Raw genomic sequence first — 20552 nt, forward strand, 5'->3', positions numbered from 1 at the left:
AGGTTCACGCGCGCCGCTTGGGCGCCCATCGCCGATGTGTTACACGCGCCCGCATGACGCTCCGCACCCCCCTCACCCACATCTCTGCGCTGCTCCTCGTCGCCCTCGCCGCCTGCGGTGGGGCCAAGGAGGTCCCCGCGGCCGCGACCAAGTCGGTCACCAAGCACAGCTGCAAGATCATGGTCAGCAAGAAGGCCGAGGAGTTCAAGGGCACGGCCAACGGCGACGACCAGGCCAAGGTCGAGGAGGCCGCGTGGGCCGATGTCTGCGCCAAGCTGCCGGAGGCCGATCGCCCGAGCTGCAAGGACGAGAGCAAGTTCCAGGTGAGCAAGTCCGGCGGCTCGGCCAACGCCGGGGCCGGGACCAGCTACAACACCAACATCACCCTCAGCGCCAAGCACCCCACGCTCGACGGCTCGGCCGACTCCGAGGTCAGCAAGGACGAGGCCTGCAAGGCCGCGCTGGCGAAGGCCTGCGAGGCAGCGGGCGAGAAGGGCGACTGCCTGGCCGGCGGCAAGTTCGAGAAGAAGGGCGAGAGCTCGAGCAGCACGACCTCGAAGACCAGCGCGAGCGGTCCGTCCTGAGTCGATTACCGCTGCTCGTCGCCGAGCAGGCGGCGCTTGGCGGCCGTGAACTCGGCGTCGTTGAGGTGGCCGCGCTCACGCAGGGCGGCCAGGCGCTCGAGCTCGGCGACCAGGCCGGGCGCGGGTGCCTGATCGGCGTCGGTGGAGATGAGGGCGGCGCTGAAGCTCGAGGCCAGCACGGCGATGAGGCCGATGCCCATGAGCATCAGGCCGGTGGCGACGAGGCGGGCGAGGCCGGTCTGCGGGGTGATGTCGCCGTAGCCGACCGTGGTGGTCGTGACGATCGCCCACCACAGCGCGTCGCCGAAGGCGGACAGGCTCGGATTGGTGCCGCGCTCGAGCAGCCACACGGCGGTGGCGAGGGCGACAACCACGATGCTCGCCACGAGGCCGGTGTGCAGGATCTTGTGGCGGTGGATCAGCTTGTCGAGGATCGTCAGGGCTCGCGTGCGCCGCAGGGCGCCGAGCGTCCGCAGCAGGCGCAGCAGACGGGTCAGCCGCAGGATCTGGGCCACCCGCAGGAACGCGACGGCCTCGAGGTAGAGCGGGACCAGACCGGGCAGCTCGTACCAGCGCTGGCGCAGGAAGACCCGGCGATCGGGGGCGCGACGCAGGCCCAGCGCGAAGTCAGCGGCGAAGATCAACACGAAGCCGAGGTCGATCGCGGCGACCCACTGGAAGCGCGGGTCGGGCCAGTGCAGCTCGAGGAACTCGACGTAGAGCACCGGCACCAGGCTGGCGAAGGCCAGCGCCGCCAGCACCAGGTCCCAGCGGACGCGGGCGTGGTGCTCCGGCTGTGGCTCGTCGCTCATCGCCGTGGCACCGGGACTTAGACCAGGTTGCCCTTGGTCGAGGGGACCACCCCGGCGCTCAGGGGGTCGTGGGTGACGGCCATCCGCAGGGCGCGGGCGAAGCCCTTGAACGCCGCCTCGATGACGTGATGGGCGTTGCCGCCGGCGCGCAGGTGCAGGTGCAGGTTCATGCGCGCCTGCACGACCAGGGCCTGGAAGAACTCGCGGACGAGGTCGCAATCGAAGCCGCCGACGCGGCGTCCGGCGATCGCCGGCAGCTCGAAGACGAGGTAGGGGCGGCCGCCGAGGTCGAGCGCGCAGTCGACGAGGGTCTCGTCCATGCACAGCGAGCAGTGGCCGAAGCGGGCGATGCCGGCGCGCTGTCCGAGGGCCTGGTCGATCGCCGCGCCGAGCACGAGGCCGACATCCTCGACGGTGTGGTGGTCGTCGATCTCGGTGTCGCCGCGGGCCGCGACGCGCAGGCCGAGCGCGCCGTGGCGGGCCAGGGCGGTGAGCATGTGCGAGAGGAAGGGCACCGGCGTGTCGATCTGCGGCGGTTGCGGCGGCAGATCGCCGGGCAAGCTGAGCTGCACGGAGATCTGGGTCTCGCGGGTGCGACGCTCGACGTGCGCCTCGCGGAGGACGGGGGACGAGACGGACGTATCGGGCATGCTCCTAGATCCTCGACTCCGGGACGAACACGATGTCACCTGGCCGAAGGACCAGGTCCTCAGCCTTGCCGTTGAAGATCGCCGAGAGCGAGACCTCGAAGGTGACGGTCTCTTCGCCGCGTCCGGTGCGGCGCGTGACCTTCACCCGGGTCGGCGCGGCGAAGGCACTGAGCCCGCCGGCCAGCGACACGGCCTGCACGAGGCTGAGGCCGTCGCGGTAGTCGATCGAGCCGGCCTCGTTGACCTGGCCGAGCACGCTGACCTCGCGGTTGCCCCGCTGCTTGACCTGCACGCTGACCTGCGGGTTCTTGAGGTAGCCGTCGGCGAGCCGCTGCTCGAGCAGGCGGGCGACCTCGTCCTTGGTCTTGCCGCGGACATCGATGCCGCCGACCATCGGGAAGTCGATGGTGCCATCGTCGCTGACCTGGAACTCGCCGCCGAAGCGGTCCTCGTCGAACACGCGGATGTCGAGCGCGTCACCAGGCCCGAGGCCGGCGCTGGCGGCCGCGCGGGCCGACTCCGGCGGCTCCGGCGGGACCTCGGGGTGGCAGGCCGCGAGCGCGCCGAGCAGGCCCAGGCCGGGCATGAGCGGGCGGTGGACGGGGCGAGGCATGACGACGGGAGATTGTATTAGAAGCGGATGGCAGCGACGAGGTAGGCGACGTGCTTGGCGAAGCCGCCGGCGTCGAGCAAGCCGCCGCGGTAGCGGGCGGCGAAGTCGGTCTTGTCGAGGATGAGGTCGTAGCGGGCGCCGAGCACGAAGAAGCGGCCGAAGGGCTGCTCGACGCGGGCGCTGAGGGTGAAGATCGTGTCCTTGCGGACGAAGCCCGGGGCGTTGATGTAGGCCTGCACCCGCGACTCCGTGCCGGGGATCGGCAGGCCGGCGTAGCGACGAGCGTAGACCGACATCGCGACCTCGGTGAACATGCGCCAGCGCCAGACGTGCAGCGCGCCGAGGCGGCCGCCGGCGTCGACGAAGTAGTTGCCGAACAGCGAGTCGCTGAACTGACGATCGAGCTGGGCGAAGATCTGGGTGCGCAGCGTCGGGTAGTAGGCCAGCCGCGCGGTGCCGATGAAGTTCTTGAAATTGGGGCCGTTCTGGTCGTCGTAGTAGATGCCGGCGCCGAAGCCCGCGAGCGCGTCGAGAGTGAAGCGCTTGCCCAGCTGCCCGCGAAAGCCGCCCTGCACGCGGTGGGCGTTGTTGTCCTCGTTGCAGTCGGGGTCGACCTCGGCGTCGCAGCTGAGGTAGTAGCTGTTGGCGAAGCTGTAGCCGAGCACCAGCGAGGAGCGCGGCAGGATGCGCCACTTGACCTCGGTCGCCGCGCCCTGGACGAGGCGGTCGCCGTTGTAGATGTCCTGGGCCTGGAAGAACAGCAGCTCGTTGATGTAGGCCGCGGACAGGCTGAGGCGGCCGCCGCCGGGGCGAAACACCAGGCCGAGCGAGCCGCGGTGGTCGATGCGGTTGTAGTTGAAGCCGACGCCGGCGTCGTAGTTGCGAGGGTCGCCGAAGCGAGAGAGAAATTCGGTGAGGGCGACGCTGAAGCGACGGCCCGGGAGGAGCACGACGAAGGCGTTGACGTCGACGCTGAAGCGGGGGATCTTGCGGATATCCTCGGCGCCGGCCAGGTAGCTGCGGTAGCCGGCGGTGACGCGGAGGTTGTAGTCGAGCTTGCGCTCGCTGGCCTCGGGCGGGCTCTGCAGGGTGTTGTCGCGGACCTCGCGGTTGCCGATGCCGACCCACGCGACCGGCATCACGATCGCCGCGGCACGCAGGCCGCCGACGTCCTGCTTGCGGTTCCAGAACACGTTGTTGTCGCCGCCGATGAGCAGGGCGAAGCCGGGGTGGAGCAGGGATCGCGGGCCGAGCTTGATGCCGGCGCCGTCCTCGGTGCGCGGGATGCCAGTGCCCGCGGTCGACAGCGTCCCGGGGGCCGCGAACGCCGTGGCGTGCCCAAAGCCGAGGTAGACGATGACGGCGACCACCAAGCCGCCCCGGCCTGGCCGTGATCCCGCGGGCCCGGAGGAGGGCCGAGACACCGCTTCACGTCCGGTGGGAGGTGAAGGGGGGGACTGCGAGGACCGGCGCAAGGGACGTAAGGGGCCTACAGCCTACCGAAACTGTGCCGGCAAGCGAGTAAACCGCGGGAAAGAGTCCGACGCACGAGAGGTGCGTGACCCCTCACAGGACGGGGCTTGCGACAGGCGGACGCGGATCGATCGGCGGCAGGCCGCGCTGCGCCGGCGGACCCGAGCCGGTCGGGTCTTGCGGCATGTTGGTGAGCGGCGTGGTGCCGTCGTTGCTCGACTGGCCGCTCGCGGCCTCTTCCTTGCCCTGACAGGCGCGTGCCTGGCCGACCAGGCCGTTCATCTGCTGCGCCGCCTCGGCGAGCTTCTCGCCAGCGAAGGCGCGCGTCGGCGCGTCGACCACCGGGTCTTGCACTACCAACATGTCGCCCGTCGCAACCTCCATCACGGCGCCCGCGCGATCTTGCTTGTCCTGCACACAGGCGATCCGCAGCATGTCGCCGCTCTGGCGCGCCCGCCCGGCCAGCTCGCCGAGCTCCGTCATGCCGCGCTCGAGCGCCGAGCGAGCCTGCGAGGCCGTCATCGCGGGGGCAGACTCGGGGCTCGCCGGGCTGACATCGGCGGTCGCCTCGCCCGCATTGCTCGCCGTCGGTGCCGCCAGAACAGCCACTGGAGCGCTCGTACGGGGCTTCTGAGCCACCTGTCCCTTGGGACTGGTCGCTGGCGCGGCGCCAGCCGAGTCGGACACCAGCAAACCGCCGAGCACAACGGCGAGGCTCCACGCGACGAGGGTCCGGGTCGGCGGCGGGGTCATTGCCCCGAAAATACCACAGAAAAGGTGACGTCCGAAGATGCCTCGGCGCCGGGGGTGGTCGGGAAGCGCCAGCCCTTGATCTTGGCGACCGTGCAGCTCTTGACGCCTTCGTCCTGGAGCGAGTCGTCGAGGACCTGAACACTGGTCACGGTGCCCATCACCGAGATCGTGATGGTATAGACGATCTTTCCGCTGAGCCCGGTGTTGCCGCGCAGGGCCTTCTCGTAGCAGCTCTGGAGGGCGCCCATACGGTTGCGGATGGTCGCCTGGACGGCCTTCTTGTCGGCGTCGCCATCGACATCGGCGCCGCTGCTCTTGAGGGAGATCTTGCGCTCCTTCTTGTCGAGGCCGGCGACCTCGGGGCCGTCGGCCGAGACGTCGAAGCCCTTGGTGCCGACCGCAGATCCGAGCGCGCTGATGCCCTCGCCGCCGGGGACGAAGGTGCTGACCTCGTTACCGTCGGCATCGACGACGCGGGTCATGCCGGCGGCGAACAGCTCACCGAGGTTGTTCTCGGTGCTCTGGATGACGTCGAAGACGGTGCCCTCGCCGGGGCCGCCGTAGGTGCCGAGCACGCGGGCGACGCCGACGCCGCGGGCCTTGGCGATCGCCTCCTTGGAGAAGGCCTTGGAGGGATTGATCATCTTCTCGACGATCTCCGGCTCCTTGTCCTTCTTCTTCTCCTCGTCCTCGACGGCGAGCAGCTTCTCCTCGTCGTCCTTCTCCTCGGGCTTCGGGACGTCCTGCTTCGGCGGGATGCCCATCACTCGCAGGAAGCGCTCGTCGATCTCGTGCTCGATGGTGGGGTCGATCGGCGAGGTCGCGGCCCAGATGAAGTAGGGGCCGAGGATCAGCAGGCCCGAGAGCAGCGTGGCCAGGTCGAAGCGCGTGAGGCCGGCGAAGACCCGCGCGCGGTACTCCGCGGGGAACGGGTCCTTGCGCGGCGGCGGGGCGGGCGGGGCGAACTGAAACAGCAGCGCCGTCTCGCCGAACACCAGCTTGCCCTTGGCGGTGGGGTCGAGGCGCAGGCGCAGCGAGCCGCCCTTCGGATCGCGGCGGGCCTGCTTGCGCCACAGTTCGGCGACCTTGGTGCCCCGCCCTCGCAGCGACAGCACGCCGCCGGTCCACGGCGGGAGCACGAGGGTGTAGGCGCCGTCCTTGCCGTATTCGAAGAGCGCGTGATGGTCCGGCGTCTGCGGGCCGAAGACCAGCAGTTCGCTGTCGATGCGGTGGCCGACGCTGACCGAGGCCGGCGCTGTCTGATGCAGCTCATCGCAGACGAGGTCGTCTGTGATGGAGGCGATGCGCAGGACCTTTAACTTCGAAGCCACCGGACGCGATCTTCCGCGGTTATAGTGGATTTGGCGACCCGGCGCCAGATTGCGGACCGGAGCGTGATCGGACTGGAAACAACGCGAACGCCAGCTGCTGTGCAGCTCGCAACCAACGACGAGCGGGCCAGCACCTCTCGGCACTGACCCGCACGCGTGGGAACCGCCTGCTGCGGTTGTGGCTCAGCTCTTGCGGATGACGCAGAACGAGTAGTCGGCGAACTCGGCGCGGCCTGCGGTGTACATGACATCGACGAGGGCGCTGAACTTGAGGTCCTGGTCGCCGACGAGGATAGCGCGGGCGGCCCAGGGCTTGCCGGTGTTCTCGGCCATCTGCTTGGCCTTGTCGACCTCCTCGGCGAGCGCGTCGTAGAGCGGCCCGATGAGGTGGTTGGTGACCGTCGTGGGATCGATGTCTCCCTCCGGGGTCATGGACACGACCTTCTTGTTGTCGAAGGTGATGCCGCGCATGGTCATGAAGATCGGGATGCCGTCCTGCATCGGCGCATCGGCCGTGGAGAGCGGGATCTTCTGACCTGCCGTCGGGTTGATGACGACCGGGTCCGAGGCGTAGGACTTGAGCAGGTACACGACGATGATGGACACGATGTCCATCAGCGAGGTCATACCGAGCTCGCCCTTCTCCTCGGGCTTCTGGCGGCGAGCGGCGGCCTTCTCCTTCTTCTTGGCGAGGAATGCTTCCTGGTCGGGAGACATCAGCCGGCACCCCCTTCCACGACGGGCTGCCAGAAGTAGCAGTCATCCGGCACGCCCTCGCCCTTGAGGGCCTTGCCGATCTTGCAGGTGCGCCCAGCGAGCGCGTCCATCGTGTTGATCATGGCCTGCATCGGAATCTTGGACTCCGCGCTGAGCGTCACGATGGTCTCGTGCGGGAACAGGCTCTTGTACTTCTTCACCGAGGCCTCGAGGGCCGCGTAGTCGTAGCGGTCGTAGTCGTTCAACGGCGCGCCGGGCTTGGCCAGCGGGATGGTCGGCGCCTTGGAGTCCGTGGCCTTGCCGGCCTCGGCGCCCTCTTGCTGACCGTCCGCTGAGACCCGGTAGCCGTCTTCCATGACGAACACCTTGAGGTTGAGCGGCTTCTCCTTCTTCTCCTCCTCAGGCTTCGGCTCCGACGGCGTGCTCGAGAACTTCGGCGGCGAGACGTTGATCGACGCCATGCTCGCGAACTCCATCGCCAGGAGCAGGGCCGGGATCAGAAGGAACATGATGTTCATGACGGGGAGCAGGTTCGCCTGTACATCCTCCTCTTCGAACTTCTTTCTGGGCATCGCGTCACCTCCTTTCTTTTGTTAGGGGTCCAGCTCGAGTCGTCACGGTCGCCTGGGGCTGGCCCTTCAGCCAGGTCCCGGGCTCGTGGTGACTCAGCCCTGGCGCACCCGCGCGGCGAGGAGGTTTTCCAGCTTGACCGCGTAGAGATCGACCTCGTCGGTGATCTTCTTGGCCAGGTTCTGGATGAACACCTGCGCGGCGAGCAGCGGGATCGCGACCATCAGACCGAGGCCGGTCGTGTTGATGGCGATCGAGATGCCCTTCGCAAGTGCCTGCGAGCGCTGGTCGGCGGCGACCGTGGCGACCGCGTTGAACGCCTCGATCATGCCGAAGATCGTGCCGAGCAGACCGAGCAGCGTGGCGATGTTGGCGATGGCCGCGATCATCGAGATGCGCTTGCTGATCGCCGGGGTGACCTCGAGCAGCGCCTCCTCGATGGCCGAGGCGATGTCCGCCTCGCTCTTGTTGGCGCGGGTCAGGCCAGCCTTCATCACGCGGGCCAGCGCAGCCTTGTCGGCGGCGTTGCAGAGCTTGATGGCGCGGTCGATGTTGTTCGCCATCACCAGCTTCTGGACCTGGTTGAAGAACTGTCCGCCGTTGATGTTGAAACGGAAGAACAGGAAGATGAAGCGCTCCACCATCACGCCTGCCCCAAGCACCGCGCTGAGGGCGATGGGGTGCATGAAGAAGCCGCCTTCTTGATAAAACTGTGCAAAATCATCCATGGCCGTTGATCCTCCTCAGGAAGCGGGTGTGTGAGCCCGCCTTTGTCTTGTCTCGACCGGGATCAAGCCATCCCGGATCTTGGTGGGGTTGTTGACGGTGCCTCGACGTTGGATGGGAGCTTTCGCGCGCGGAGAGCGCCCACCCCCAGGGTAACACTGATTAGAACAAAGGATCCTGGACAGACTCAAGCACCAAAGGTGTGAAGACTGCATCCAGGCGAGCCCAGTCGTAGTCGGTCGACGAGCGACGGAGCACGTAGAAGGCGCTCGGCTTCTCCAGCCGACCTTCGACGAGGAACTCCTCGTCGACCGAGATCACCTTCTTGCCTGCCTTGACCAGCTTGCCCGCCTTGGTCGGAGTCGGTTTCTTGTCGGGTTTTTGGTCCGGCGCCTTGTCTGGTTTCGCTGCCGATTCGGGTTTGGGGACCTGCGCATGGGCAGCTGGAGCGAGCGCCATGCTACTGAAAAGCACCACGGGTGCCAAGCCCCGCAGCAGCCCTTGGGCCACGGGCGTCCTGCTCGCGGGCCGTACCTGCTCCTGGATGCCCTGGATGCCGTGGATGCCGTGCTTCATGCAGGCAGCGGCTGGACGGGAGCGTGGGAGCATCGCTGCGTTATACAGCGAAGCCGCGGCGAAGTTCCATGCTGTCGCGAGTCGACGGAGTGAGGCGCTCGTCCGGAGCTCGCGAGGACGTGTGCGAGGGTTGATGAGGGTCCCGATGCCGGACGTGGTGGGAGCTGTGCCGAGAGTGCCGGGAGCTGCCGTGCGGGTGGTCGGCCGGGAAATGTGCGTGAAACCGACCTTCATGCGCCTCGTGGTGAAGTGAACGCGAGGTGCCGCACAAAAGATCTGACGAGGGCGCCAGAATTTTCTCGGATGGCGGAGAACAGGCTGTGTCTGGCTCTCTGCGGCACTTTGGTGAGGTGCTCGGGGGAGATCTCCTCACCCGTGTGGCGATCGCGCAGACTGAATATCCGGAACCCAGATCGGCGTGGATTCGCGCGGACTCAGCCCTTGGGCTTGTTCGCGCCGGGTTTCTGCGCCGCCGGAAGGCTGCCACCCGCGGCAGGCTTGCCGCTGGCGGCGGGCGGGGTGCTCGGCGCGGGCGGGGCCGGCTTGCTGGTCGGCGGAGTTGGTGGGGTCGGCTTGCTGGTCGCGGGTGGACTCGCTGGTGGGCTCGGCGAGCTCGTCGCGGGCGAGCTCGTCGCGGGTGGGCTCGGCTTGCTCGTCGCGGGCGAGCTCGCCGGCGGGTTGCCGGCCGCCGGCGGAGGCGTTGCCGCGGGCGGTGGCTCCTTGGCCGGTGTGGTCGGCTGGGTCGCGGCGGGCTCAGCGACTGGTTCGCTGTTGGCGGCTGGTGGCGGTGGCTTGCTGGGGCTGCTCGCGGCGGGCTCGGCCGGGGTGCCGCCGGCTGTGGCCGGCTTGCCGGTGGTCGTGCTGGTCTCCTGGCCGCGCTTCTGGTTGCGCTCTTCGCGCTTCTTCTCACGCTCGAGGGCCTTCTTGGCGAGGTCGATGTAGAGATCTGCCTGGGCGATCGAGACCCCTTCCTTGCCGGGGGCTGACTTCGGCGCCTTTGCGGGTCGGGCGTTGGAGCGGACCCGGGCGACGTCATCGCCCGGACGATCTCCTGCGCTGGCGCCCGATGCGATCGCCTGCTCGCGGTACTTGCTGAAGAAGTTGAGGGCGCGGGTGAGGCGGGCGCTGGTGTCGAGGCCGGGGAATTCGGTGGCGTCGAGGTAGAGCACGCCGAGCGAGAAGAAGGCCTCGGGGTAGTCGGGGCGCAGCTGCAACGCCGTCTGGTACGAGCGCTCGGCGTTGACGACATCGCCCTGGGCGCGGCGGGCGTTGCCGAGGTTCAGCTGGGCCTTGTAGAAGCTTGGGTCGAGGCGGGTCGCGTAGGTGAAGCAGTCGCTGGCGGTCTTGAAGTTGCCGGTGCGAAGGTACTGGGCGCCGAGGTTGTTCCACGCGGTGGCGTTGCGGGCGTCGGCCTCGGCGGCCTTGCGGAACGACTGGGTGGCGAGGTTCTGCTTGTCGGCGGCGAGGTAGGCGAAGCCCTTGAGGTTGTAGATCTTCGAGCTCTGCTCGGCGGTGAGGAGCTTGGGGTCGACGGCGAGGGCCGAGCCGGTGACGGTCTGGGCCAGCTCGTGCTTGCCCTGCTTGAGATAGGCCTCGGCCATCACCAGCATGGCGTCGACGTTCTGCTCGTGGATCCGCAGGGCCTCACGCGACAGCTCGATCGCCTGCTGCAGCGAACCGGTGCGCAGCGCCGTGCTGGCCTGGGCGCTCTGCTGGCGCGACAGGGCCATCTTGCGCGCCTCCTCGGCGGGGTCGCGGTCGCGGTTCTTCTTCTTCACGGCCGCGGCGGCCGCGGCCTTCGCGGGGTCGGTCGCGCCGGCATCGGGGATGGGCTCGTCCGGCGGCGCCTCGGCGGGTGCTTCGACGGGCGCGGGTGCCTCCGTCTCGGTCTGCTTCGGGGTGCAGGCCGTGAGCGCGAGCAGGGCTGCGAGGAATCGGTATCTCATCGCCGGTCCTCCACCTGCAGTTCGACGGCGCCAGCGCGTTGCCGGTCGGTACCTTGATGCCCACGTCTCATCGCCGGTCCTCCACCTGCAGCTCGACGGCGGGGTCGTGCAGCAGCGGGTACTGGTCCGGCTTGTAGATGTTCATGCGCTCGAGGGCCTTGCGGGTGTACTGGTTGGCGACGCCGTACTCGCGGGCGCGCTTGATGGTCTCCTCGTACAGCGGGATCGCCATCGCCTCGAAGCGTGAGGCGCCCTGCTCGACCATGTCCTTGTAGGCGAACCAGGGCTCGCTGAACTCCTTGAGCTCGCGCGGGACCGGGGCCTCGCGGATCTTGATCGCGGTGATCTCGAAGGCGTAGCCGCGGCGGAACATCGCGTGCAGCACCCAGTCGATGCGGCGGTAGGGCAGCACGCCGTCGTAGGACTTGGAGGCGAGGACGACGCGGTCGAACAGGATCTTGGTGTTGTCGGCGAGCTTCTTGCCGGTGCCCTGCAGCTTGAGCTCGAGCAGGTCGGCCAGCGAGTACTCGGAGATGAGGAACTGGGCCTCGGCGGGGAAGTCGGCGGCGTCGGTGTTGACCGGCAGGCCGCGGGCGGTGAAGGTGGCGATGCAGTCGCGGAAGGCCGCCTCGGCGCCCTTGCGGTCGCCCATGGCGGCGCGGGCCTGGCCGATGCGCAGGTGGGCCTCGACGGCCTTGGCGGCCTCCTTGGGGTCGGCGCCGTACTTGCCGAGGAAGGCCGCGAAGGCGCCCTCGGCGGCGCGGTGGTTGTCGGTCTTGCGCAGGACCTGGGCGGCGCGGAAGGTGGCGTCGACGGCCTCCTTGGGGTCCTTCGTCTGGCCGGCGTAGCGGACGAAGAGCTCGCTGGACTTGGGGTACTGCTGGAGGTTGTCGAGCAGGTCGGCGGCGTTCTTGAGGGCGATGAGTCGGTGCTCGGACTCCTTGTAGCGGGCGTCCTCGGCGAGCATGAGGTAGCTCTGGACGGCGTCGTCGAACTCGAAGAAGCGGACGTGGTTCAGGCCGGAGCGCAGGAGCGCGTCGTCGGCGAACTCGCTGGTGGGGTACTCCTTGTAGATGCGCTCGTAGGTCTTGCTGGCCGAGCCGAAGCGGCCGATCTCTTCGTAGGCGACGGCGGCGTTGTTGAGCGCGCGGTCGGCGTTGGGGTCCTTCGGGGCGCCGGTGACGAGGGCGACGTAGCGGTCGGCGGCGGCCTCGAACTCGCCGGCCTCGAACAGCAGGTTGGCCTCCTGGAAGCGGACGGCGTTGCCGAGGGTCTTGAGGTCGCCGGCGAACTTGGCCGACTCCTCGCCGGTGCCGCAGGACTTGGCGAGCAGCTTGTCGGTCCACTCCTGGGCGCCCTTCAGGTCCTCGCGGACGACCCGGCCGTCGACGATCGCGAAGCCGGCGTTGATCGCGATGTTGTCGCTGCAGTAGGTGTCGACGACCTGGACCAGGCGGTCCTCGGCCTCGTCGAAGTGGTAGTAGCGCTGCGACAGGGCGGCGGCCTTGAACATGAGGGCGCCGGCCTCCTTGCTGGTCGGCTTGAGGCCGACGTAGCGGTCGTAGGCGGTTTGCAGCGTGACCAGCAGCTCGGGGATCTCCTGGGGCTCGAAGGGGCCCTTGGCGACGCCTTGCTTGGGCAGGTCCGGGAGGGTGATGCGACCGGCCTTCTGCTCGTCCTCGAGGTGGGCCTCGAGCGCGAGCACGACGCCCTCGGCGGCGTCGACCTGGCGGCTGGCGCTGGTGTTGGAGTCGCGGACGGCGGTGTAGGCCTGGGCGGCGAGCAGGTGCTGACCGGAGTAGAACAGGCTCTCGGCGTAGTCGTAGCGGTACTGGTAGGCGCTCGGGGTGTCGGGGTAGCGGGCGAGGTAGGCCTCGTAGGCGAGGGCGGCGGCGCGGTACTCGTCGGCGGCCTTGGGGTCGCCGGCGGCGCGCAGGGTCTGGGCGTAGGCGTGGCGCTCGACGGCGGAGGCGACCAGGGCGTCCTCGACGAGCTTCATCGCCGACTCGATCGCGTCGGTGTCGGACTCGTTGGCGAAGAACCAGGGCGTGCCGCGGAGGTAGTTGCTGGCGAGCAGCTCGCGGGCGCGGCGGACCTGGGCGGCGTCGCCGAGGGCCGCGTGGGCGTCGAGCACCTTCTTCTGCAGCGCCGGGGCGGCGGGCGTGGTGGGCCAGCGCGACAGGGCCGTGTCGTAGATCCGGATCGCCAGCTTCCAGTCGTCCTGTTTGGCGAACAGGTCGCCGAGGGCGGCGTAGACCTCGGGGACGTGGGGCTCGCCGCCGCGGTCCTTGTAGTCGCGCTCGAGGCGGGGCAGGCCCCAGCCGGGGTCGGGGTTGCCGTCGAGGTCCCAGTCCTCCTCGACGTAGCACTTGGCGATGTAGCGGATCGCGTCGTCGCGGAGGGCGAGGGCGGCGTTGTCGGGGTCGGTCTTCTTGAGCTCGGCGATGAAGCGGACGAACTCGTCGAGCTTGACGGCCGAGTCGGAGAAGTCGCGCTTGAGGTAGAGGGTCCAGGCGATGCGCAGCAGGGCCTCGTCGTAGAACTGGCCCTGGGTGTCCCTGGCGGCCTCGGTGTAGGCGGCGAGCGCCGGGTCGAGCTCGTCCTGGTCGTAGTGGATCTCGCCGATGCGCAGCCAGGCCTCGGCGACGTACTTCGAGCCGGCGCGCCGCGGCGTGCACTCGCCGTAGTCGCCGCGGCGCCAGCGGGGCGGCGGCGGGGCGCCGTCGGTCGGCACGGCAAAGCGGCTGGCGCAGGCGAGGGCGAGCAGGGACTGGCGGGCGTCGTCGAAGCGCTCCTCCTCGAAGCGCAGCAGGGCCAGCATGTACAGCGCGGCGTCGCTGTGGACGTAGTCGGGGAAGCGGGCGATGAGCTGGCGGAACAGGGCGACCGATCGCTCGTAGCTGACCTGCGGGGGGCTCGGCGGGGGGTCGGCCTCCTTCTTGTCCGGACGAGCCTCGAAGGCCATCAGCGCGTCCTCGTAGCGATCTTCTTCGCGAGCGAAGCGCTCGCTGTCGTGCTCGAAGTGCAGCTCGGCGAGGCGGAACAGGATCTCCGGGGTCCAGGCGGGGTCGTCGGGGTGCTCGGCGAGGAATTTTTCGTAGCGGGCGATGGCGTCGGCGCGCAGGCGCAGGGCCTGCTCGTGGCGCTGGTCGATGCGGGCGCCGTACTGCTTCTCGAGCGCGATGCGGCCCTTCTCGGCCTCGACGGCGACGACCAGCGCGAGGGTGTGGGCGCTGACGCGGGCGGCGTTGCGGTAGCGGGCGGCGACCTGCTCGACGACGGCGAGCGCGGCGGCCTCCTCGGCGTCGCGGGCCTGACGCGGGGGTGGAGCGGCCAGGCGGGCGGCGTCGCTGCTGCCGGTGGGCTCGCGCGCGGCGCCCGAGCCGGGCTCGCCGCGCAGGCCCTCCCACAGGTCCTGGGCGCGCGGGAGCTCGCTGCGCGGGAGCGCGGCGGCCGGCGCGGGCAGCAGCGCGGCGACCAGTCCGAAGAGACATGTCTTTTTGAACATGTCCCTCATTCCATGTCCTCGAGCACCTGGTCGAGGGCGCGGTCGAGCTCCTTGAAGCCCTGGTCGCGGCTGCGTTCGAGTCGCTCGGCCTCGTCCTGTTCGGCGTGCTGAACGGCCCAGGCGACGTCGAGCTGGCCGACCTCGCTGCGCGTGGTCCAGTAGCGGAGGTCGGCGCTGAGGTCCTTCATGGCCGCGGCCGCGGTCTGGCCGACGGTGAGGAGGGCCCGCTCGCGCAGCTCGGCGAGCTCGCCGGCGTACTGCTCGAGGTTCGCGTGCTCCTCGCGGAGCACGATCACGGCGGCGGCGAGGCGCTTGTTGGCGGCGAGCTCGAGGCGGTCGCGGGCGGCGTCGAGGCGGGTCTGGGCGCGGCGCAGGCGGGTGAACAGGGCGCGGACGGCGGGCTCGCGGGTCGCCGCGGCGGCGCTGTCGAGGACGCTGGCGAGGTAGCCGCGGTAGCGGCCGAGCTCGGCCCGGCGGGTGCTGTCGAGCGGGTCGGTGAAGCGGAGGGTGGCGCGGGCGTGGGTCAGGCGGGCGTGGAGGCTGGCGAGCGCGGCCTCGCTGTCGGCGAGCTCGCTGCGCAGGCCGGCGGCCTCGCTGAAGAAGCTGGCGCTGCGCGGGCGCCCGGAGGCGAGCTGGGCCCGCTCGAGGCCGACGACGCGGGCGCGCAGCTCCGCGGCCTCGTCGGCGAGCGGCGGCACGAGCTCGCCGACGTCGGAGATCTTGCGCGCGCGAGCCGATCGACCGTTGCGCAGGGCGTCGAGGCCGACGCGCTGGGCGGGGTCGGGGCGCGTGCCGGTGCGGGTCAGCAGTTGTTCGCCGGCGTCGACCAGCTCGAGGTGGCTGTTGTCGATCGCGGTCCAGTGGGCGCCGAGGTCGACGAACAGGCGCGGGCGCTCGCTCGCCTGGGCGGCGGTCTCCATGCGGGCGAGCAGCTCGCGGGTCTCGCCGAGCATGCGGTCGACGGCACCTGTCTCTCGGGCCAGCTGCTCGGCCTGGGCGGCGCGACGCAGGCCGCGGGCGAGGCCGAGGGCGCCGCGCGGGAGCAGGGCGTCGAGCTTGAACTCGCGGCCGTCGCTGCGGGCGACGGCGCTGTAGTAGGCGGCGGCGTCGGCCTCGACGCTGAGGGCCCCGGCGAGGCCGCGGGCGCGGGCCTCGAAGTCGCCGCGGAGGGCCGCGAATTCGACGGCGGCGGCCTTCCAGGCCCGCTGCTGGATCTGCAGCTTGCCGCGCAGCTGCAGCGCCTCGGGGGCGATCGGTCCGTCGGGGGCGAGGCTCAGGACGAGGTCGAGGGCGGCGACGGCGACCTCGGGGCGACCGGCGCGGAGCAGCGCCCAGGCGGCCTCGTACATCGCTTCGGCGAACAGGGGCGAGTCGCGGCCGATCTGGCGATAGGCGCGGAGGGCCTCGGCTGGTTCGCCGCGATCGCTGTGGATCCTCGCGCGGCCGAGCCAGGCGAGGTCGCGGATCTCCCGGTCGTCCGGGGCGCGCACGCGGGTGGTGACCAGGCGGTCGAAGCGTTCGAAGGCGAGGTCGACCTGGCCGAGCGCGAGCGCGGCGGCGGCGGCGATGTAGGTCGCGCGCAGGCGCCAGCGGCCGTCGCGGGCCTTGATGTCGAGCGCCTGGTCCAGCGGGGCGACGGCGTCGAGCTCGGCGAAGGCGGCGGAGTACTCGCGGCTGAGGAACAGGTGGCGGCCGTGGGCGTAGCGCAGCTCGGCGCTGCGTTGATCGGGGGCGATGGCGGCGACCCAGCCGCGCAGGCGCAGGACATCGGTGGGGCCGAGCTCGCCGCGGGGGGCCTCGGCGGGGATCTGCGGAGCAGCGTTGACCAGGCCGAGCGACTGCAGGCGGGCCCGCAGCTCGGGCAGGGCGCCGAGGCCGGGCCTCCGCGCGTGGCCGGCGGAGCGAGACGGGCTGGCCAGGCCGAGCAGGCGGGCCACGGCGCTCTGGTGGAGGCGACGGGCGTCGGCGCTGGGGTCGGCGAGGGTGCCGGAGAAGCACTCTGCGGCCCAGCGGCGCATGCCGAGCAGGAGCAGCGCCTCGCCGAGGTAGAAGCGGGCCTGGGCGGCGGCGGGGGTGCCGGGGGCGTTCTCCAGGAGGTCGAGGAAGACGACGGCGGCGCGCTCGCTGTCCTTGTGGGTGAGCATCACCTGGCCGGTGACGAGGCGGCGGGCGAGCTCGCTGGCGCTGCGCTGGTCCTCGCGGCGGGCGGCCGCCTCGGCGGCGCTCGCGACCTCCTCGGCGCCGGCGATCGCGGCGGCGACGCCCGCGAGCTCGGGCGGGACCTCGGACGCGTCGGCGGGCGCGAGCATGGCTGGCCCGAGAGACAGGTTGGCTGGCCCGAGGGACATGTACGACGCGGCTGTCCCGAGAGACAGGTTGGCTGGCCCGAGGGACATGTACGAGGTGCCTGCCCCATGGGACAGGCCTCCGGGCGACCGCCGCGACGGGCGCGCACAGGCCCGCGACGACCGCGAGGGACGCGGCGATGCGGAGGCGCGTGGGCGGGCGGCGGGGCATGGAGCGATCTATTTGCCGCCGCTTGCGGTGGGGACGGGCGCGCCGGCGGCGTCGATGTTAACGGTCTGCCACTCGACGGCGGGGCGGTCCTTCATCTCGGTGGTGAGGTTGCCGCGCTCGAAGCCCTTGCTGACGAGCTTGAACTGGCCGCTCTCGCCGACGGCGAAGCTGTGGGTCGAGGCCGACTTGAAGGTGTAGCCCTTGAGGTAGCTGAAGGCGCCGTAGCCCTGGCCCTGGTAGGTGAGCTCGATGGTGACCTCGTGCGGCCCCGGGGGCAGGTTGCCGTCGAAGATCGGCAGCTCGTCCTCCTGGTCGAGCGCGCCGGTGTCGTCGCTGCGGGCGTAGATCTGGGCCCCGTCGAGGATCACGGCGGCGCGGATCAGTCGGAAGCCGGAGCTCATGAGGTTGCGGTGGGCGACGACCACGCGGCCGCCGGCCATCACCCCGCTCATCACCGTGTCGCGGAGCACGGCGAGGCGGGCCTTGCTGCGGAAGATCTTGTCCTTGAGCGCCGCGACCTCGGCCTCGACGCCGTCGAGGCGGTCGCCGAAGATCTCGCTCTCGCGGGCGTTGCCGCCGGCCTGGCCGGTGAGGGCCGCGTTGCTCGGCGCACTGGCGGGCTGGCTGAAGGGGTCGACCGTGTCGGCGGTCGCCGTGGACCCACTGCCGGTCGGCTTCGCGGTGGTCGGCTTGACGGCGCTCGGCTTCGCGGTGGTCGGCTTGGCCACCGCGGCGGCTGGCTTCGCGGGTGCGCTCTCGGGCTTCGCGTCCGCGGGCTTCGCGTCCGCGGGCTTCGCAGGCGCTGCGGCGCCTGGCGTCGGGGCCAGGGCGAGCAGGCATGCGGCGGCGAGCGCCCGGGGCAGCGTGGGGGGACGTGGCACCGCGGTAGCCTATCAAGGCGTGCGTCGGCAAAGCCAGTACGTTGCATGTCCGCGGCCCGAGCGCCGATACCGCGCGCTTCGCTCCAGCGTGGCCATGGTGGTCACTTTGGCGGGGAACTCAGCGAGCCCGGACGATCGCCGCGACCTGGTGCTTGGGGTCGAAGATCTGGCGGGCCAGGGCCCAGACCTGGGCCGTCGTGACGGCCGTGACGCGCTCGGGATAGAGGAAGTGGCGCGCGTGGTCGAGGCCGTGGGCGGCGGTGAGGGCCAGCTGCGAGGCGATCCGTCCCCGGCGCTGCTGGCCGCTCTCGTGCTGGCCGATGAGGTAGGCGCGGGCCCGCTGCAGCTCGTCGACGGAGATCGGTTGCTGGGCGACGCGGGCCAGCTCCGCGGCGATCGCCGCCTGGGCCCGCGGGAGCTTGTCCTGGCTGGTCGAGGCGTGGACCAGCACGTGCCCGGCGTCGCGGCCCTCGAGGCTGCTGACCGAGACCTCGTAGACCAGGCCCTCGCGCTCGCGCAGGGCGGTGAACAGGCGCCCGCTCTGGCCGCCGAGCACGGCGCTCAGCAGGTCGAGCGCTGGCGAGTGCGGATCGGCGAGGCGCAGGCCGGGGAAGCCGAGGGCGATGTGGGCCTGCTCGCGGTCCTTGAAGATGACGCGCTCGCGCGGGCCGTCCGGCAGGCGGGCAGGGCGAGGCTTGGGGATGGCCTTTCGGACATGTCCCTTGCGACCTGTGCCGAGAGCCAGCTCGATCTGGGCGAGCAGGGCCGGGAGGTCGATGTCGCCGACCAGCGCGAGGACGGCGTCGGCGAGCGGGTAGTCGCGGGCCCACAGGGCGCGCAGGCGGGGGCCGGTCTGGGCGCGCAGGCCGGTGGGGGTGCCGCGGACCGGGCGGCTGAAGGGGTGGGCGCCGTAGTAGGCGGCGCTCATGGTGCGGATCGCCAGGTTGGCGGGGTCGTCGGCCTCGGCGGCGAGCTCTTGCAGGGCGACGCGGCGCTCCTCGGCCAGCTCATTGCTGGGGAAGGCCGGCGAGCGGGCGCACTCGAGGGCGAGGCCGAGGAGCTCGGAGGCGTCGCGGGCCAGCGACTCCCAGCGCAGGCCGAGGCTGTTGCGGCCGGCGAAGCCGTCGAGCGCGGCGGCGCGGCCGTCGACGATGCGGCTGATCTCGTCGCCGCTGCGCTGGGCGTCGCCGCGGGTGAGGAGGGCGGCGGTGGTCGCCGCGGCGCCGGCGAGCCCGGCCGGCTCGTGCGCCTGTCCGCCGGGCCAGACCAGCCAGGCGGCGGCCATCGGCACACCGGGGTCGACGATCGCCCGCACGCGCAGGCCGGCGAGCTCGAGGTTGACGACGCCGAAGCGATCGCGGCGCAGCCTGGGTGTGCGGGCGCTGGTGCGGGCCGCGGTGCGCGGCGGGACCTGGCGGGCGATCGACCGGCCGAGGCGCGCGAGCGCGGCGGGGCTGGTGTGCTCGGCCGGCAGCTCGGCGCTGATGCTGGCCTGGCGCAGCTCGAGCAGGCGGGCGCAGGCCGAGCGGACCGTCGCGGGGGTGAGCTGCGCGAGCGCGGCGTAGTAGGCTCGCTCGCGGCTGAGGTCGCCGAACACCGCGGCGTAGTAGCCGAGCGCGTGGGCCCGGCCCTGCACGGTCTCCTGGCGGTAGATCGGGTCGCTCTCGAGGATGGCGCGGGCGCGGGCCAGCTCCTCGACGTCGATCGGCCGTTCGCGCAGGCGCTGGACCTGGGCCAACAGCGCCGCGACGGCGGCCTCGGCCTGCGGCGCGGTGGTGTGGGCGTGGACGATGAGGGTGCCGCGGCGGCGCATCGACTCGCAGCTGCAGCTGACCTCGGAGACCAGCTGATCTCGGCGCCGCGTCTCGCGGACCAGGCGCGAGGCCTCGCCGTGGCCGAGCACCACCGCGGCGACGTCGATCGCCGGCGCGTCGGAGTCGCCGACCGGCGGCGCGGGCCAGCCGATCATCAGGTGCATCTCCTGCACGTCGGCGCGGCGCAGGTGCACGCGCGGGCCGTTGTGCTGCGGAGCCGGCGGCGGCTCGTCCGGCAGCGGTCTGGCCATGGGCAGGTGGGCGAGGGCGCGGCGGCCCGCGGCCACCACCTTCGCCACCTCGACCGCGCCGACGACCACCAGGACGACGCGGCTGCCGGCGTAGCTGCGGCGATGGTACGCGCGCAGGCGGGCCGCGCTGTGGCTGCGGACCTCGCGGGCGAGGCCGAGGACCGGGCGGCTGTAGCTGTGACGGCCGTGGATGCGGCGCAGCAGGGCCTGGAACACGCGCTGGCCGGGATCGTCGTCGTACTGGGCGATCTCCTCGACGACGACCTCACGCTCCTGGGCCAGCGTCGCCGCGGCCAGGGCCGGTCGCAGCGCCGCCGCGGCGACCAGCGCGACCGCGGCCGCGGCCGCCCCCGCCGGCACCGTCGCGTGGATCACCGTCTCGTCGTGGCTGGTGAACGCGTTGCTGTCGCCGCCCATCGCCTCGAGCGCCGTCGCCAGGTCGACCGGCCCGCGCACGGGCACGCCCGCAGCGCGCAACATGGCCCTCGGGACATGTTCTTCGGGCAATGGCTTGAAGAGCATGTGCTCGAGCAGGTGGGCGCAGCCGTGCTCGTCGGGGCGCTCGGCCGAGGTGCCCGCGCTGACCCACAGCTGCACCGCCGCCGCCCCGCCCCGCTCGCCCCGCCCACCCGGCCCATCCGGCGGCCCACCCGGCCCACCCGAGGTGGGCAGCACGAGGATGCGGGCGCCGTTGGGCAAGCGGAGGTCGACGAGGCCCTCCACGGCGGGAGCAGCAGCGGCGGCGTCGTGGGTGCGAGGCAAGGCGGCCACCTATAGCGCATCCCCTCGGCAAACGCGCGTGACCACCCCCGCCGCGACCAGCCAGGCCC

The 20552-nt window shown here is 71.2% G+C and carries 16 protein-coding genes; 1 reads left to right on the top strand and 15 read right to left on the bottom strand.

The annotated features are described in order from the left end of the window. The first annotated feature begins 53 nt into the window (after positions 1-53). Positions 54-584 carry a hypothetical protein gene (locus tag IPJ59_RS13705; RefSeq protein ID WP_293263321.1) on the top strand — a complete coding sequence of 177 codons (531 nt, stop codon included), beginning with the start codon at positions 54-56 and terminating at the stop codon, positions 582-584. Positions 585-589: 5 nt separating this feature from the next. Here IPJ59_RS13705 and IPJ59_RS13710 read toward each other — a convergent pair whose 3' ends face one another. From IPJ59_RS13710 to IPJ59_RS13780, 15 genes are all read right to left on the bottom strand, one after another. Continuing rightward, on the bottom strand, positions 590-1396 hold the full coding sequence (locus IPJ59_RS13710) for an ion transporter (protein ID WP_293272028.1): 807 nt from the start codon (positions 1394-1396) through the stop codon (positions 590-592). Between the two features lie 17 nt (positions 1397-1413). Next, the gene (hisB, locus tag IPJ59_RS13715; RefSeq protein ID WP_293263317.1) at positions 1414-2046 is read right to left on the bottom strand and encodes an imidazoleglycerol-phosphate dehydratase HisB; all 633 of its coding nucleotides are present in this window, start codon (positions 2044-2046) and stop codon (positions 1414-1416) included. Positions 2047-2050: 4 nt separating this feature from the next. Next, positions 2051-2659, bottom strand: a complete 609-nt coding sequence (locus tag IPJ59_RS13720; RefSeq protein WP_293263315.1) for a polysaccharide biosynthesis/export family protein — start codon at positions 2657-2659, stop codon at positions 2051-2053. Between the two features lie 17 nt (positions 2660-2676). Further along, on the bottom strand, positions 2677-4032 hold the full coding sequence (locus tag IPJ59_RS13725) for a TonB-dependent receptor (protein ID WP_293263313.1): 1356 nt from the start codon (positions 4030-4032) through the stop codon (positions 2677-2679). A 193-nt stretch (positions 4033-4225) separates the two neighbouring features. Continuing rightward, positions 4226-4741, bottom strand: a complete 516-nt coding sequence (locus tag IPJ59_RS13730; protein WP_293272030.1) for a hypothetical protein — start codon at positions 4739-4741, stop codon at positions 4226-4228. Between the two features lie 140 nt (positions 4742-4881). After that, positions 4882-6216, bottom strand: a complete 1335-nt coding sequence (locus IPJ59_RS13735; protein WP_293272032.1) for an AgmX/PglI C-terminal domain-containing protein — start codon at positions 6214-6216, stop codon at positions 4882-4884. Positions 6217-6399: 183 nt separating this feature from the next. Then, positions 6400-6933: a biopolymer transporter ExbD gene (locus IPJ59_RS13740; protein ID WP_293272034.1), complete on the bottom strand. Its 534-nt coding sequence runs from the start codon at positions 6931-6933 to the stop codon at positions 6400-6402. Then, the gene (locus IPJ59_RS13745) at positions 6933-7505 is read right to left on the bottom strand and encodes an ExbD/TolR family protein (protein ID WP_293272036.1); all 573 of its coding nucleotides are present in this window, start codon (positions 7503-7505) and stop codon (positions 6933-6935) included. Before IPJ59_RS13745 ends, IPJ59_RS13740 begins: the two co-directional genes overlap by 1 nt. A gap of 93 nt (positions 7506-7598) precedes the next feature. Beyond that, positions 7599-8231, bottom strand: coding sequence for a MotA/TolQ/ExbB proton channel family protein (locus tag IPJ59_RS13750; RefSeq protein ID WP_293263303.1), 633 nt, complete (start codon positions 8229-8231; stop codon positions 7599-7601). 160 nt (positions 8232-8391) lie between these two features. Continuing rightward, a complete protein-coding gene (locus tag IPJ59_RS13755) occupies positions 8392-8805 on the bottom strand; it encodes a hypothetical protein (protein ID WP_293263301.1) in 414 nt (137 codons plus the stop codon). A gap of 434 nt (positions 8806-9239) precedes the next feature. Continuing rightward, a complete protein-coding gene (locus IPJ59_RS13760) occupies positions 9240-10751 on the bottom strand; it encodes a tetratricopeptide repeat protein (RefSeq protein WP_293263299.1) in 1512 nt (503 codons plus the stop codon). Between the two features lie 67 nt (positions 10752-10818). Next, a complete protein-coding gene (locus IPJ59_RS13765; protein WP_293272037.1) occupies positions 10819-14259 on the bottom strand; it encodes a tetratricopeptide repeat protein in 3441 nt (1146 codons plus the stop codon). 5 nt (positions 14260-14264) lie between these two features. Continuing rightward, positions 14265-16655: a tetratricopeptide repeat protein gene (locus IPJ59_RS13770; RefSeq protein WP_293272039.1), complete on the bottom strand. Its 2391-nt coding sequence runs from the start codon at positions 16653-16655 to the stop codon at positions 14265-14267. Positions 16656-16784: 129 nt separating this feature from the next. Next, positions 16785-17657, bottom strand: coding sequence for a hypothetical protein (locus tag IPJ59_RS13775; protein ID WP_293263293.1), 873 nt, complete (start codon positions 17655-17657; stop codon positions 16785-16787). A 118-nt stretch (positions 17658-17775) separates the two neighbouring features. Next, positions 17776-20484 (bottom strand): M16 family metallopeptidase, encoded by a 2709-nt coding sequence (locus tag IPJ59_RS13780; protein WP_293272041.1) that lies wholly within the window; start codon positions 20482-20484, stop codon positions 17776-17778. Positions 20485-20552: the final 68 nt, after the last annotated feature.

The organism is Nannocystis sp., assembly GCF_016714285.1.
In the GTDB taxonomy this organism is placed as follows: domain Bacteria; phylum Myxococcota_A; class Polyangia; order Nannocystales; family Nannocystaceae; genus Nannocystis.